The sequence below is a fragment of the Streptomyces sp. NPDC005496 genome, assembly GCF_042872045.1.
Classification (GTDB): Bacteria; Actinomycetota; Actinomycetes; order Streptomycetales; family Streptomycetaceae; genus Streptomyces.
Genome location: NZ_JBIAJQ010000007.1, coordinates 151,922 through 167,020 on the forward strand (window position 1 = coordinate 151,922; position 15,099 = coordinate 167,020).

The 15,099-nt window shown below is 68.8% G+C and carries 9 protein-coding genes; 7 read left to right on the top strand and 2 right to left on the bottom strand.

Annotation, left to right across the window (positions count from 1 at the left end; genetic code table 11):
• Window positions 1-37 precede the first annotated feature (37 nt).
• Window positions 38-409, bottom strand: a complete 372-nt coding sequence (locus tag ACFYQQ_RS22410; RefSeq protein WP_355779114.1) for a hypothetical protein — start codon at window positions 407-409, stop codon at window positions 38-40.
• Window positions 403-2,871 (bottom strand): AAA family ATPase, encoded by a 2,469-nt coding sequence (locus tag ACFYQQ_RS22415; RefSeq protein ID WP_355779117.1) that lies wholly within the window; start codon window positions 2,869-2,871, stop codon window positions 403-405. The genes ACFYQQ_RS22410 and ACFYQQ_RS22415 overlap by 7 nt, the downstream gene beginning before the upstream one ends.
• Before the next feature lie 334 nt (window positions 2,872-3,205).
• Here ACFYQQ_RS22415 and ACFYQQ_RS22420 point away from each other — a divergent pair, with 334 nt between their 5' ends.
• The 7 genes from ACFYQQ_RS22420 to ACFYQQ_RS22450 all read left to right on the top strand — a co-directional run bounded on the left by ACFYQQ_RS22420 (window position 3,206) and on the right by ACFYQQ_RS22450 (window position 14,958).
• Complete coding sequence (locus tag ACFYQQ_RS22420) at window positions 3,206-5,443, top strand: N-6 DNA methylase (protein WP_355779120.1); 2,238 nt, start codon at window positions 3,206-3,208, stop codon at window positions 5,441-5,443.
• 90 nt (window positions 5,444-5,533) lie between these two features.
• The gene (locus tag ACFYQQ_RS22425; RefSeq protein ID WP_355779123.1) at window positions 5,534-7,543 is read left to right on the top strand and encodes a class I SAM-dependent DNA methyltransferase; all 2,010 of its coding nucleotides are present in this window, start codon (window positions 5,534-5,536) and stop codon (window positions 7,541-7,543) included.
• Window positions 7,540-8,826, top strand: a complete 1,287-nt coding sequence (locus ACFYQQ_RS22430) for a hypothetical protein (protein ID WP_355779126.1) — start codon at window positions 7,540-7,542, stop codon at window positions 8,824-8,826. The genes ACFYQQ_RS22425 and ACFYQQ_RS22430 overlap by 4 nt, the downstream gene beginning before the upstream one ends.
• Window positions 8,827-8,828: 2 nt before the next feature.
• On the top strand, window positions 8,829-12,026 hold the full coding sequence (locus tag ACFYQQ_RS22435) for a type I restriction endonuclease (RefSeq protein WP_355779129.1): 3,198 nt from the start codon (window positions 8,829-8,831) through the stop codon (window positions 12,024-12,026).
• 111 nt (window positions 12,027-12,137) lie between these two features.
• The gene (locus tag ACFYQQ_RS22440; RefSeq protein ID WP_355779132.1) at window positions 12,138-12,806 is read left to right on the top strand and encodes a hypothetical protein; all 669 of its coding nucleotides are present in this window, start codon (window positions 12,138-12,140) and stop codon (window positions 12,804-12,806) included.
• A 149-nt stretch (window positions 12,807-12,955) separates the two neighbouring features.
• Window positions 12,956-13,120 (top strand): hypothetical protein, encoded by a 165-nt coding sequence (locus ACFYQQ_RS22445; protein ID WP_355779135.1) that lies wholly within the window; start codon window positions 12,956-12,958, stop codon window positions 13,118-13,120.
• A 251-nt stretch (window positions 13,121-13,371) separates the two neighbouring features.
• A complete protein-coding gene (locus ACFYQQ_RS22450) occupies window positions 13,372-14,958 on the top strand; it encodes a protein kinase (RefSeq protein ID WP_355779138.1) in 1,587 nt (528 codons plus the stop codon).
• Window positions 14,959-15,099 lie beyond the last annotated feature (141 nt).

The following is a 15,099-nucleotide window of genomic DNA, read 5'->3' on the forward strand; positions in this document are numbered from 1 at the left end:
TCGAAATAACTATCAGAGACCTGCCGGTAACAAACAGTCAGATGGTCAACGTCCCGATCAGCTCGCCGACCTCAGCCCGCCAGGCGCGAACCTGGTCGTGCGTGGGGCCGATCTCGTACTGGTGGTAGTGGCATCCCAGGCAGAGGTGCGACCAGACGGTGTTGGTGCGGCGAGCGGTCTCCGCCGCGGTGTAGCAGTGGAGGCACAGCATCTTGGCCCGCATCGTGGTGTCGGCGAGCCCTGGCACCGCGGCGTCGAGCACGCGGTCGATGGAGAGCTCCAGGGCGGTCCGCAGAGCGAGGGAGGCTCCGCGGTGTCGGCCGACGGCGGTGGCGCCCGCACGGGCGGCAAGCAGCTGATCGGCCGTCAGCAGGAGCTCCTCGACCGAGGTGGTGGGAGTGCTCAACACGCGGTCACCCCCGGCTTGCGCACCTTCTGCGCCATGATCTCGACGTCGTCCACGAAGCGGTGGGGGTCGGTGATCTGTGTGCCCGTGGCGTGGGAGCCGTTCTGGCACTCCTTGAGGAGGTCCACCGCACGCGGTCCGCAAAGGGTCCGCAGTTCCCGGTAGACGTCGCCGGTCCGGGCGGCGTCGCCGAACAGGGCCAGTGCCGCGACCTTCATGAGCTTGTCGGCGCTGCCGACGGCGGCCTGCAGCTCGTTCTCGGGCGCGCCGGAGCGGTGATGCCGGATCCAGGCGGCTTCGAGGAAGGCGTTCTCCAGGGCGATACGGCACAGGCTGGGCAGCACGTGGGTCCGTGCCGCCGACGGCAGTTCGCTGGTACTGGCAAGGGCCCGCGCGTCGTCGAGTGCCTGCCGTACCGGGTCCGTCACCGGCTTGACCTTCACCTTTGACGACTTGGCCCGCTCGACCTCGAACACCGTCACAGGCAGATCCTGGCTGGTGAACGCCCGCTGGAGCCGGGTGTCGTGGGTGAACACGACGACCTGCCGGTGCTCGCCGAGCTCGTGCAGGACCTGGGCGAGTCCGTTGACCTTGGCGGGGTCCATGGACTGCACGGGGTCGTCGATGACGATGAAGCCGAACGGGCTGTCGGCGGTGGCGGCCCGCGGCAGGAACAGAGACAGCGCGAGGGAGTGCTGCTCGCCCTGGCTCATGACGCTGAGAGCCGAGGCCTCATGGCCGTCGACGGTGACGTCCATGACGAGCTTGCGGACGTTGGCCTTCTCGCTGCCCTTCAGGCTCACGGCCTTGAGATCGATGTTGCTCTCCTGGCGCAGCCGCTCCCAGATGCGCTGCGACTGGTCGGCGAAGCCTTCCATCCGCTGTTCCCGCAACTCGGCGGCCAGCGCCTTGATCCAGGTGCTCGCCTTCCTGATGTCCCGCAGCCGGGGCTTGTCCGCCTCCACGGCACGGGCCCTCTGCGCCCAGCCCGCCAGGCGAGTGACGAGCCCGCGCCAGCGTTCGTCCCGCTTCTCCAGTTCCCGGACGGCGTTCTCCTTGACCGCGGCGCAGGCATCGGCCAGGGTCGCGGCGGCCTCGTGGGCGCGCTGGGCGAGCTCGCCGGGATCACTGATCGTCCGGCAGGTGGTCCAGGCGCGCCACGGGTCGGCCAGTGCGGCGGGGATCTGCCGGGGCGTGTGAACGAGGTCCTGCACGGCCCGTGCGGCCGACCGGAGTTCGCTGCGCGCGCCCGCAGCTGCCTCCGCCTCCTGCCGCAGTGCGGCGATCTGGGCGATGGCGTGCGCGGCCCATGCCGCGTCCAGCATCCCGTCGGTCCCGCACACAGGGCAGGCGGCAACATCAGGGTGACGGTCGTGGTGCGCCACAGCCCGTTCGAGGAGTTCCGCACGCTGCAGGGCGTCCTCGGTGCCGGTGCCGCGCAGGTCCTCGGCATCGGCGAGGGCATTGCGCAAGCGGTCCAGGGCCTCGTGGACCTGCGCCATCTCGGGTCCCTGCACGTCGGCCTCGGCGCGCAGCCGCGCGAGCAGGCCGTCGTCCCCGTCGGCGGGCAGACCGGCGACGAGGGCTTCGACGGTCGCGAAGTCGGGCGTTCCCGCCGTGTCGACGGCGACGAGTGCCTGCACCGCGCGCTCGTCGTCCTCCAACTCGTACAACGCCTCCTTGAGGCCCGGCAGCTCCGCCTTCGCCGCCTTGGCCGCGTCTTCGAGCGCCTTGGCCTCCTGGCGGAGCCAGCCGTCGGCGGCGTTGAGCTGCCCCAGGCCGAGGATGGTGGCGATGGCGTCGTACATCTCGAAGGGCTTGCCACTGATCATGCGGTCGAGGTCGACGTACGACAGGAAGGGCCGGAAGTCCCGCAGAGCCTGCTTCCAGTCCGCTTGGCCGACGGGGGCGCGGCCGCGCCCGGGTCGCCTGAGCTCAGCCCGGGAGGCGTCGAAGTCGTCGCCGTCCCAGGTGCGGGTGAGGGTGCTGCGGCCGGTGTCGCCCTCGATGGCGAGCTTGACCTCGATCTCCGGCCTGCCGTCGGTGTCGTGGAGGTTGCGCCAATTGCTACTGCGCATCGCGTGCTGCCCCTGCCAGCGCATGTTCACGCCGGTGAAGGCTGTCTCGATGCCCTCGGCGAAGCTGGACTTGCCGGAGCCGTTGCGACCCACGACCAGATTCACACCGGGTCTGGGGCTGAGCTTGAGCCAGGCGCGCGGTCCGATGCCACGGAAACGGGCGACGGCGACGGACTCGAGGTAGATCCGGCCGGCAGGGGAGTTCCCCCGAGGCTCGCCGTCGCCCAGGGCCTCCTTCAAGAGCACCTTCACGGGCTCGGTGAGCGCCTCCTCCACCAGGCGGGCCTCCACCAGACCGGCCACAGGCACGGGCTGGTCGGCCGGGGCCGGACGGGCGAGGTCGGTGGGGTGGTGTGCGTTCTGCCGGGGCTGTTCCGTCACGGTCATGCGGGTTTCTCCCGTGTGTGCGGTGGATGGCGACTGCGGTGGGGAGTGGACACGGCCCCGAGGTATGGCGTTGCGACGAAAAGGGACCGGGAGAGATCGGATGCGTGGCGCGGTACGGCACCAGCACGCTTCACGGTGCGGTTGCCGAATCACGGCGCATGGCTCCATTTGGAAGCGTGATTAGATAAGCACAACACTGAAAGCACCGTCAAACAGCTTGACGAACTTGACGGCTGTTGTAACGTGTTAACTGTCCTTACCGACCGGCCCGAGAGGTGCGGAACCCCACGCCATGCCCCAGCAGCCACCAGCGCCACGGGCGCCTTCCGCGCATGTGACAGCCGCCGAGATCTCCCGCATCGCAGGGGTCACGCGGGCCACGGTCAGCAACTGGCGCCGCCGCCACGACGACTTCCCGGCCCCCAGCGCAGGCACGGAGGCCAGCCCGCTCTACGACCTGTCGGCCGTCCAGGCATGGCTGCGTGGACGGGGTCACACCTCCGCCGCCTCCCCGACCGAGGAGCTGCGTACGGCGCTACGGCTGCTGGGGCCCGGCTCCGGGGTTGCCGCGCGACTGTTCCCGCTGGTGGCTGCCGCGTCCCGCCGCCCGCAGGAGGAGCTGGCCGAACTCGCCGCCCTGCCCGACGACCATCTGATCGCCCAAGTGGAGAAGGCCGCGGGCGAGCTCCCGGCCACCGTGCCCGAGGCCGAGCCGGTCCGCTACGGCAGGGATGACGCGGACGCGGTCCGCGCGCTGCTGGGCTGCGTCCGTGAGGCGGGGGCCCAGGCCGCCCTCGACGTCCTCGCCGAACGCGAACTGGACGAGGGCGCAGCCAGCGGCGTCTACCAGACCCCGGAGGGTCTTGCCCGGCTCATGGCACGGCTCCTGCCCGCCGACGTGTGCCGCGTCCTCGACCCGGCCTGCGGCAGCGGTACGCTCCTCGCCGCCGCCGCACGGCAGGGCGCGCGGGAGTTGTTCGGGCAGGACTCGCTCCCCGTCCAGGGCCAACGCACCGCGGTCCGGCTTCTGATCGCCGCGCCCGAGGCGGAGACGGCGATCCGCGTCGGCGACAGCCTGCGCGCCGACGCTTTCCCAGACGTCACCGTGGACGCCGTCCTGTGCAACCCGCCGTTCGCCGACCGCGACTGGGGTCACGACGAACTGGCCTACGACCCAAGGTGGGCGTACGGGGTCCCGCCGCGCTTCGAATCCGAACTGGCATGGGTGCAGCACGCCCTCGCGCACCTGGAGCCGGGCGGCCACGCCGTCATGCTGTTGCCGCCTGCGCTCGCGTTCCGCTCCTCCGGCCGCCGCGTCCGCGCCGAACTCATCCGCGGCGGGGCCCTGCGCGCTGTCGTCTCGCTTCCGGCGCGTGCCGCGTATCCGCTCCACATCGGCCTGCAGATCTGGGTGTTCCAACGCCCCGAGCCGGGTGGCACGGACCGTACGACGGTGCTGTTCGTCGACGGGGAGGGCGAGCAGCGGGACGGCGTCAGGGGCACGTCGTCCGCCACCGGTACGGACACCGTGGGCGCCGGCTCCCGCGGCGGCTCGCGCTCCCGCCGGTCCGGCTCTTCCGCTTCCGCTGCCTCCGCCCCCACCTCTTCGGCCTCCGCCACCACCTTCGACTGGGAGGGGCTGTCGGAGCGGGTCCTCGGCCAGTGGGTCGCGTTCACCACCGCCCCCGACGCCTATAACGACGAGCCCGGCGTCGCCCGCGCGGTGCCGCTCGTCGACCTCCTCGACGACGTCGTCGACGTCACCCCGGCCCGACATGTCCGGGCGACCGCGGCCGACATCGACCCCGCGGCCCTGGCCCGGCGCGTCCACGACCTGCACGAGCAACTGGCCGAGCAGGTCGCCGCCCTGGCATCCGCCTCCGCGTCCGGTGGCTGGCAGCCGTCCGGGGCCTCGGCCCGCGAGTGGCGTACGGCGACCGTCTCCGACCTGGCACGCGGCGGGGCCCTGACCGTGCTGCGGGCGGCGACGCCCGGCACGCGCGGCTCCAAGGGTTCCGCCGCCCCCTCCGTGGACCGGCCGGTCCTCACCGGCCTGGACATCTCCACCGGAAACCCCCCGTCCGGCGGGGCCGTGGACCTCCACGCCGACGCCGCGCAGCCCGTAGCCGCCGGGGACGTCCTCGTACGCGCCGTGTCGGGCAGCAGCAACGAGTCCGCGATGACCCGGGTCGCGGACGACCGGGACGCCGGAGCCCTGCTCGGACAGCACATCCATCTCCTGCGCCCCGACCCGGCCCGCCTCGACCCGTGGTTCCTGGCCGGGTTCCTCGGCGCCGAGGACAACCTCGCCTCCGCGTCCACCGGCTCCACCCTCGTGCACGTCACACCGGGCCGCCTGCGCGTTCCCCTGCTGCCCCTGGAGGAACAGCGGCGGTACGGGGAGGCGTTCCGCCGCGTGTACGAGCTGCGCGCGGCCGTCCGCCGAACCGCAGACCTCGCCGCCGACACCGCGGCCACCCTGACGACCGGCCTCACCGCCGGCGTACTCCTGCCACCGGACCCCCCGGGCAGCCCGGATACGTCGGGCACCCCGCACAGCCGTTCTGTCTGAAACGCCCCTCGCGTCCCACCGCGTACGACCACACTGGATCCCTGCCGTCCCACGCCCGGACGGCGCTCTTCGGAAGGAAGCCGGGACCTCTTGAACAGCAGTAAGCACACGGAGCTGGCGAACCACGCCTGGTCCGTCGCCGATCTCCTGCGCGGCGACTACAAGCAGTCCGACTACGGCAAGGTCATCCTGCCGTTCACCGTGCTGCGCCGCCTGGAATGCGTCCTGGAACCGACGCGCGAGAAGGTCGTCGAGACCGTCGCCAGGTTCGCGGGCCAGGACATCGACACCGGCCACTTCCTTCGCAGGGCCTCGGGCCATTCCTTCTACAACAAGAGCGACCTCACGCTGCGGAAGATCGCGGCCGACCCGCAGAACGCGGCGAAGAACCTGCAGATCTACGTCGGTGCCTTCTCCGAGAACGCCCGCGAGGTCCTCGACAAGTACGAGTTCAACCAGCAGGTCAGGAAGCTCGACGGCGCGAACCTGCTCTACCAGGTCATCGGCAAGTTCACCGACCTCGACCTTCACCCCGATGTCGTGCCCAACCACAACATGGGCTACGTCTTCGAGGAGTTGATCCGCCGCTTCGCCGAGCAGTCGAACGAGACCGCGGGTGAGCACTTCACCCCGCGCGAGGTCATCAAGCTGATGGTCAACCTGCTGGTCGCACCGGACGCGGACGCCCTCACCGTGCCGGGTGTCGTCCGCACGGTCATGGACCCGGCCTGCGGCACGGGCGGCATGCTCAGCGCCGCCGACGACCGCATCAAGGCCCTCAACCCGGACGCCACGGTCGAGGTGTACGGGCAGGAGCTCAACCCCGAGTCCTGGGCGATCTGCCGGTCCGACCTCATGATCAAGGGCCAGGACCCGGAGAACATCCGCTTCGGCAACTCCTTCTCCGACGATGGCCACGCCCGCCGCAAGTTCGACTACATCCTCGCCAACCCGCCGTTCGGCGTGGAGTGGAAGAAGGTCAAGGAGGAGGTCGAGTACGAGCACAAGTCGCTCGGCGACGCCGGCCGCTTCGGCGCGGGCCTGCCGCGCATCAACGACGGCTCGCTGCTCTTCCTCCAGCACATGATCTCGAAGATGAAGCCGGTGGACGTGAACGGCGGGGGCGGCTCCCGCATCGCCATCGTCTTCAACGGTTCCCCGCTGTTCACGGGCGCGGCCGAGTCCGGCGAGTCCAACATCCGCCGCTGGATCCTGGAGAACGACTGGCTGGAGGCCATCGTCGCCCTCCCGGACCAGCTCTTCTACAATACGGGCATCTCCACGTACTTCTGGATCCTGACGAACCGCAAGGACAAGGACCACAAGGGCAAGGTCGTCCTGCTGGACGCGCGCGACCAGTGGGTAAAGATGCGCAAGTCGCTGGGCGACAAGCGCAAGGAGCTGGGCGACGGGACGAACGGCCGCCCCGACCACATCGGGGACATCACCCGGTTGTACGCGGAGGCCCTTCAGGTCGCGGGCGACGCGGAGCACCCGCTGCACGGCAAGGTCAAGGTCTTCGCCAACGAGGACTTCGGCTACCAGCGCATCACCGTGGAGCGGCCGTTGAAGCTTCGCTTCGAGGTGACGGAGGAGACGCTGGCGGCGCTGGCGGAGGCCAAGCCGGTGGCCAAGCTGGAGCGGAGCGAGGAGTTCGTGGCGGCGGTGCGTACGCTGCTGGGCTCGTCCTGGGCGACGAAGTCCGAGGCGTTCATCGCGCTCAAGGACGCGGCAGTCGCGGCCGGCCTGACGTGGCCGTCGGGAGCGCCGTTCGCGAAGGCGGTACGGGACACGGTCGGGGTACGGGATCCGGAGAGCGAGGTCCAGAAAGTCAAGGGCGCGGCGGAGCCGGATGCGGACCTGCGGGACTACGAGAACGTGCCGCTGGGGGAGGACGTCGAGGACTACCTCAAGCGCGAGGTGCTGCCGCACGTGCCGGACGCATGGATCGACCACACGAAGACGAAGATCGGCTACGAGCTCCCGTTCACGCGGCACTTCTATGTGTACAAGCCGCCGAGGCCGCTGGCGGAGATCGATGCGGAGTTGAAGTCGCTGGAGGCGGAGATTCAGGCGCTGCTTGGGGAGGTTACGGAATGACGACTTCCTACCCTACCGTCAAGCTTGGACGCGTAGCCCGGATCATCAGCGGGGTGGGATTCCCCCACCCCTTCCAAGGGCGGGAATCTGGCGAGTATCCGTTCCTGAAGGTTTCCGATCTTGCCACGCAGAGAAGCGGCTACAGCGTCATCGGGGCGCAAAACTGGGTCAGCCGTGGAGATCTCAGCACACTTGGTGCCCGCCTGGCCCCAACCGACTCAGTGGTCTTCCCTAAAGTCGGCGCAGCGCTTCTCAAGAACCCGCGGCGACTACTACGGCAACCGTCAGCAATGGACAACAACTTGATGGCTGTAGTACCTCAAGTGGGCGATCCGCGCTTCTGGGTTTATGCACTGTCAATAATCGATCTCGGCGAGTTGGCTGGTTCCGGCCCGCTTCCGTTCGTCAATGAGACGCAGATTCGAGACCTGCGGGTCAGCTTTCCCAACGAGCTGGAGCAGCGCCGCATCGCCGACTTCCTTGACGCCGAGACCGCCCGCATCGACAGTATGGTTTCCACTATTCGCCGCTTGCGCTCCGTCTTGAGTGAACGCAAGGAGGTGCATAGGTCCCTTGCCTTGCGAGGCGTTCACAGCCACGGTCCCCGGACACTGCACCCGATGCTGGGGGATCTACCTGATTCATGGCCGGTACTTCCATTGAAGAGACTTGTTCCTCGGATCGGTGTCGGTGTCGTTGTAGATCCATCCTCCTACTTCTCAGAGCGAGGGCTTCCTTTCCTTCGCGGTTCGAACATTACGGACGGAGGCATCAATCTGCAGGATGTCAGATGCATCTCGGAAGCCGACAGTCGGAAACTTTGGCGTTCTCGACTTTCCAGTGGTGACGTTGTGGTAATTCGCGCCGGATACCCTGGACGAGCAGCCGTCGTGCCGAAAGATCTCGAAGGCGCAAATTGCGCGTCGATTTTGATTCTCAAGAAGGGTGACCGACTGACCCCTAAATATCTGGAAGTCTACTTCAACAGCCCTCTCGGCAAATCGTACGTGGACTCCGTTCGCTATGGCGCGGCCCAAGAGCAAATTAACGTCTCTCATGTCGTGGACTTCATGTGCCCCACCCCATCTCCAAATGAACAGCACCAAATCATTTCTGAAATCGAGAAGAATGAGAGGCCGATTGCGGCCCTGCAACAAAAACTCTCCGCACAGGCAGGGCTTTTGGCCGTGCGCCGCCAAGCCCTAATCACCGCCGCCGTAACCGGCCAGTTCGACGTAACCACAGCCAGCGGCCGCAACGTAACGGACGGAGTCACCGCGTAGCCATGAGCCCCATCCACACGGAGTCCGCCTTCGGTGAGGCCATCGTCGCCACCATGGTCGAGCGTGGTTGGCGCGAAGCTCGCCCGCGGGACTACCAGGCCGACCTCGGCCTCGACACCGACGAGTTGTTCACCTTCATCGGGGCGACCCAGCCCGACGAGTGGAGCGAGCTGCTCACCGTCTACGGCGGCGACCCGAACGAGGCGCAGCGCGGGTTCGCTGGCCGCCTCGATCAGGCCATCGCCACCAACGGGCTCCTCGATGTCCTCCGCAACGGCGTCAAGGACCGGGGCGTCCTCCTCCGTGTCGCCTACTTCAAGCCGAACCTCGTCGCCCACGACTCCGCGTTGGACGGCTACCGCGCCAACCGCCTCACCGTCGTCCGCGAGCTGGAGTACGCGACGAAGCAGGCCGACTGGGGCAACCGGCTCGACCTCGCCCTCTTCCTCAACGGAATCCCCGTCGCCACGGCCGAGTTGAAGAACCCGCTCACCAAGCAGGGGGTGGAGCAGGCCAAGGAGCAGTACCGCACCGACCGCGACCCCACCGAGCTGATCTTCACGCGCCGCGTCGTCGCGAACTTCGCCGTCGACCCGGACCTGGTCTTCGTCGCCACCCAGCTCAAGGGGAAGAACACCCGCTTCCTCCCGTTCAACACCGGCTCCAACGGCCCCGGTCAGCCGGGCGGCGCAGGCAACCCGGACCCCACCGCCTACGGCACGTACGCGACCTCCTACCTCTGGGAGCATGTCTGGCAGCCGGACAACTGGCTGGACCTGCTCCAGCGGTTCGTACACCTGCACAAGAGCAAGACGCCTGGCGGCGGCACCACCAAGACCATGATCTTCCCCAGGTTCCACCAGTGGGACGTGGTCAAGAAGCTCACCGCGCACGCCGCCACCCACGGCGCGGGCCACGACTACCTGGTCATGGCCTCAGCCGGCTCGGGCAAGTCGAACACCATCGGCTGGCTCGCGCACCGCCTGAGCGACCTGCACACCCCCACCGACCCGCGCGAACTCGACCCCGAGGCCATCGCCAAGGGCCTCAAGCCGGGCGTGCCGGTCTTCGACAAGGTCATCGTCATCACCGACCGCCGCAACCTGGACGCGCAACTCCGCGAAACAGTCGGCAATTTCGAGCAGACCGCAGGCCTGGTCGTGAAGATCGACGAGAAGCACGGGGCCAAGGGCGAGCAGCTCGCCAAGGCTCTCTCCCGCGACACCGGGAAGATCGTCACGGTCACCCTGCACTCGTTCCCTGCGCTGCTCGACTACCTCCAGCGCAACCCCACCGAGATTCAGGGCAGCCGCTTCGCGATCGTCGTGGACGAGGCGCACTCCTCGCAGTCCGGCGACGCCGCCACCGCCGTACGGTCCGCCCTGCGCGACCTCGGCCTGGACTCCGACTCGGACGACGCGGGCGCGATCACGGTCAAGACCAAGGGCGCCACCCTCGACGAGCAGCTCAAGAAGCGGGCCGAGCAGCGTTCCCGCGCCGCGAACCTCTCCTACTTCGCGTTCACCGCCACGCCGAAGGCCAAGACCCTCGAACTCTTCGGCACGCTCCAGGACATCGACGGCAAGGCGACCTACCGGCCCTTCCACACGTACTCCATGCGGCAGGCGATCGAGGAGGGCTTCATCCTCGACCCGCTGCGCAACTACGTCACGTACAACACGTACTGGAAGCTGGTGAACCAGAACCCGGACGAGCGGGAGGTCGACCCGTCGAAGGCGAACGGCCTGCTCGCCCGGTACGCGCTGACCCATGACTCGACGGTCGCCCAGCACGCCCAGGTGATCGTGGAGCACTTCGTGGCGCACAGCCGGGGCCGTCTCGGCGGGCGGGCCAAGTCGATGGTGGTGACCGCCTCGCGGCAGTCCGCCGTACAGATGGCGCGCGCCATCAAGAGCTACATCAAGGACCGGGACTACGACACCAAGTACCCCGACCTGGGTGTCCTCGTCGCCTTCTCCGGATCGCTCACCATCGACGGCGAGGAGACCACCGAGCCGAAGGAGAACGGCGGGCTGTCGGAGAGCGCGCTGCCGAAGGCGTTCGCGTACACGCGCGCCGACGACAAGGCCGCCCGAGCCGGCGGCCCGGGCCAGCGCGAGTACAAGATCCTGGTCGTGGCGGAGAAGTACCAGACCGGCTTTGACCAGCCGCTCCTCACGACGATGTACGTCAACAAGACGCTGACCGGCATCTCCGCCGTCCAGACGCTGTCCCGGCTCAACCGGACCGCCGAGCGCAAGACCCAGGCCGACCTGGCGGTCCTCGACTTCGTCAACGACGCCGAGGACATACAGGAGTCCTTCCGCCCGTACTTCGAGGAGGCGAACACACTCCCCTCCGACCCCAACCTGCTCTACACCGCGCAGAGCCGGGTCATGCAGGCGGCGATCCTGTCCGGGCAGGAGATGGACGAGTTCGCCACCGCGTACTTCGCCGCCAAGGAGAAGGCGGCGGGCTCGCAGTCCAAGTGGGAGAAGCTGCACGCCGAGCTGTACCGACTGCTCTCCCCCGCCGTCGCCCGCTTCACCACGCTGCAGGACAGCGACGACGAGGACGACCAGGAGACGGCGGAGGGCTTCCGCGCCGACCTCAACGACTACGTCAGGAAGTACGGCTTCCTCGCGCAGATCGTCCCCTACCGGGACGCCGAGCTGGAACGGCTGCACCTCTACGGCCGCTACCTCCTCAACCGGCTGCCGCGCCGCGCGGACGGCGGGGTGGACATAGGCGAGGTCGACCTCAGCCATCTGCGGGTGGAGAAGACCGGCGAGTACGACGTCTCCCTCACCCCCGAGGGGCCGGCGACGATGCAGGGCTTCGGCGACGGCTCGGGCGGCGCGAAGGAGGCGGAGAAGTCTCTTCTCTCCGAGTTGATCGAGAAGTTCAACGAACGGTTCGGCACCGAGTTCACCGAGCAGGACGTCATCCGCCCGTTCGAGGAGGCCAAGGCCGACCCGAAGGTGCGGGCGGCGGCAGTCGTCAACGACGAGGAGAACTTCGGCCTCGTCTTCGACAACGTCTTCGCGGACAAGATGGCCGACCACATCGACACCATCGCAGGCATGGGCCGCCAGTACTTCGGCCCCGACAAGGGCTTCAAGTCCAGCCTGGACCGCAGCGCCCGCAAGGCGGCCTGGCGGATGATCCGCCGCGAGGAGGGCCTGGACGACGACATCTGACGTGTACGCCTCGGCTGGGTGACCGGCCGGGGCGTCCTTCGAGAACGTCACGAGTACAGCCGGAAGTACGGGTTGCCCTCGCCATGAGGTGCAACAAATGGGGAGGGGCGAATGAGCAACGCAGTGGACGAGACCGACGGATCTCGGCTTCAGAAGGCCGTCGAGACGATCGTCATGACACCGGCAGCGGCCGCCAAGGTCGTGGACGGTTACCGCGTGACCTTCGAGGACAAGAACGAGCGGAAGGCCGAGAGCCTGGAGGACAAGCGCCGGATCGCGGCCAAGATCATAGGCCGGTACTCCAAGATGTCGGCAGCCACCGGGGCCGTCACCGCCGCCCCGAGCGTGATTCCGGGCATCGGGACCGCGGTCGCGATCCTGGGCGGTGGAGCCACCGACATCGCCGTGGCACTCAAGCTCCAGGTCGACATGTGCATGTGCCTGGTCGAGGTGTTCGAGACCGAGCTGAGCACCGAGGACAAGAAGCACCTCGCCTTCACCATCGCCCTGGCGGGTTCGGCGGAACAGATGGCGTCGAAGGGCGGCAAGGCGGCGGTACAGAAGATCGCCCAGAAGCTGGTCTACCAGTACCTCACAGGTCCCGCCCTGGTCACGATCAAGCAGTTGTTCAAGCGGGCGTCCATCACCTTCACCCAGAAGGCGATGGCCAAGGCGATTCCGGCAGGCGTGGGCGTCGCCTTCAGCAGCTCGACCAACTACGTGCTGACGAGGGTGGTGGGCAGGGTCGCCGTCGCCGTCCTGGCCAAGGATGTGAAGTAGCAGCGCCGCATCAGGTCCGTGACCGCCGGCTCAGATGGAGAACCTCGCCTAGGAGCACGGGTACGTCGCGTCTGCGCAGTCTCGGCCTGGACCCGGCCACCGGCAAGGAGGCCCTGGCGGTCACGCACCCCGGCGGCCGTCTTGAGGAGTTGGCCGACGCGCATGCGCTGAAGGCCGCTGCTGTCCTGGTGACGGTCGTCGGCGCGGTGCTGGAGGTGGGGAAGGCGTCGGACGCCGAGCTCGCCGCCTTCGTAACGCCGTTGCATGCGGCGCTCGAAGAATGCGTCGGCATCATGGCGGCGGACAGGGAGTGACGGCGTAGAGGCAATTCGGCCGCAGGGCCGGTGGTGCCGTAGGTGCCCGGGGTTCCTCCTGGGCACCCACCATCCACCGACCGCAGCACGGGGCTTTGCCTGCGGCGGGAAGCCGGCCGCCGCACCCTCATGCCCGTCGTCCACCGCAGGGCCCATGTCCATGTCGCACCACAAACCCTGGACGGCATCCTGACGCACCGGTCACACTTGACCCCTGACCGTGACTGTTCATCACGCACACCGGGGGCAAGGTGCCGCAGGAGGCGATCTCCGACCGTTACGAACTCCTGGAGGAGCTCAGCCACGGCGGCATGGGCGACGTATGGCGCGGCTACGACGCCGTGCTCGACCGGCCGGTCGCCGTGAAGCTCATCCGGCAGGCGTCGGTCACCTCCCCGGAGCTGGCCGAGGAGTTCGCCAAGCGCTTCCGTCGCGAGGCCCGCATCACCGCGCGCATCCAGCACCCCGGCGTGCCGCAGGTGTACGACGCGGTGCTCGACGCTTCGTACGAGCGGCTGTTCCTGGTGATGGAACTCGTCGACGGCGTGCCGCTGTCCGCCTACCTCGACCCCGGTCGGCCGCTGCCGGTCAGCTGGGCGGCCGCCGTCGCCGCGCAGGTCGCGACCGTACTGTCGTACGCGCACGACGTGCCGGTGATCCACCGGGACCTCAAGCCGGGCAACATCCTTGTCGCACGCGACGGCACTGTGAAGGTCCTCGACTTCGGTATCGCGGCGATGCTGCGGACCGACGTCACCAAGCTGACCGCCACCGGCAGCCCCATCGGCACCCACCAGTACATGTCGCCCGAGCAGGTCCGCGGTGGACGCATCACGCCGCAGACCGACCTGTACGCGCTCGGCTGTGTGCTGCACGAACTCCTCAGCGGGCGCCTCGTGTTCGAGGCGGAGAGCGAGTACCTGCTGATGTACCAGCACGTCAACGCCGCACCCACCCCGCTGCGGCAGCTACGGCCCGACGTCCCCGAGGCGCTGGAGGAGCTGGTCCTGCACCTGCTGCGCAAGGCGCCCGAGGCGCGGCCCGCCGACACGCAGGAGGTGTACGCACGGCTGCTGCCGTTCCTCCCGCCGCCGGGCCAGGAGCCCGGCACGGCGGATACGGGGCCAGCAGGCGCGCCCGACCCCACGGGTGTGTTCCGTCGCCCGTTCGCGCCCCGCGCCCGCGCCCAGGCCCAGGCGCCCGGCGGTCCGGCGCCGACGGCCGTCCTCCCGGGGGCCCCGCTGGTCCCCGTCCCCGCCCGGCTCCGCGAGGACATCAAGGAGGCGTACGCGCATTCCGACGCCTTGCTGGAGGAGGAGCGGTTCGCGCAGGCCGCCGAGGTGCTCAGCGAGGTCATCGCACCTGCCGCCCTCGCCCTCGGCTCCGAGAGCAGGCAGGTCCTGGCGCTGCGCCGCCAGCGAGCGGCGATTCGCCTCCTCGGCGGCGACTACCGGGCCGCCCTGCCCGAGTTCGACGCTCTCGCCGACGCCTACGCCCGTATCGCCGGGCCCACCGGCGAGCAGGCCCGCGCCTGCCGCGCCCAGGCGGCCCGGTGCCGTGCCGAACTCGGCCAGGTCACCGACGCGCTGGCCGCGCTCCAAGGGGTGCTGAACGTCGTGCGGGCCGTCGACAGCGACGTCAGCGAGGAAGCCGTGGAGCTGCGGCACAACATCGGGATGCTGCTGCTCGCCCAGGGCCGGGCCGCCGAAGCCCGGCAGGTCCTGGAGCCGCTCCACCAGGACATGTGCATGGTGTTCGGCCCCGACGACGAGATGACCACCGAGATCGCCGAGGCACTCGCCGTGATCCGCCTCGGCCTCGACGGTCCGCCTTCCTGAACCACCTTCTCCAGAAGCGGCACCGGTCAGAACCATGCCGCTCGCGCCGGGTTCGAAGCCGCACCGCACTGGTAATCACGGCTCTTGGCGTGCCCCATCCGCTGCGAGGAGCGGTGCGCACCACTTCACCGAAAGGACCAG

Coding starts and splice junctions, on each gene's coding strand:
- ACFYQQ_RS22435 (WP_355779129.1), top strand. CDS start 8,829: ATGAGCCCCATCCACACGGAGTCCGCCTTCGGTGAGGCCATCGTCGCC.
- ACFYQQ_RS22440 (WP_355779132.1), top strand. CDS start 12,138: ATGAGCAACGCAGTGGACGAGACCGACGGATCTCGGCTTCAGAAGGCC.
- ACFYQQ_RS22415 (WP_355779117.1), bottom strand. CDS start 2,871: ATGACCGTGACGGAACAGCCCCGGCAGAACGCACACCACCCCACCGAC.
- ACFYQQ_RS22430 (WP_355779126.1), top strand. CDS start 7,540: ATGACGACTTCCTACCCTACCGTCAAGCTTGGACGCGTAGCCCGGATC.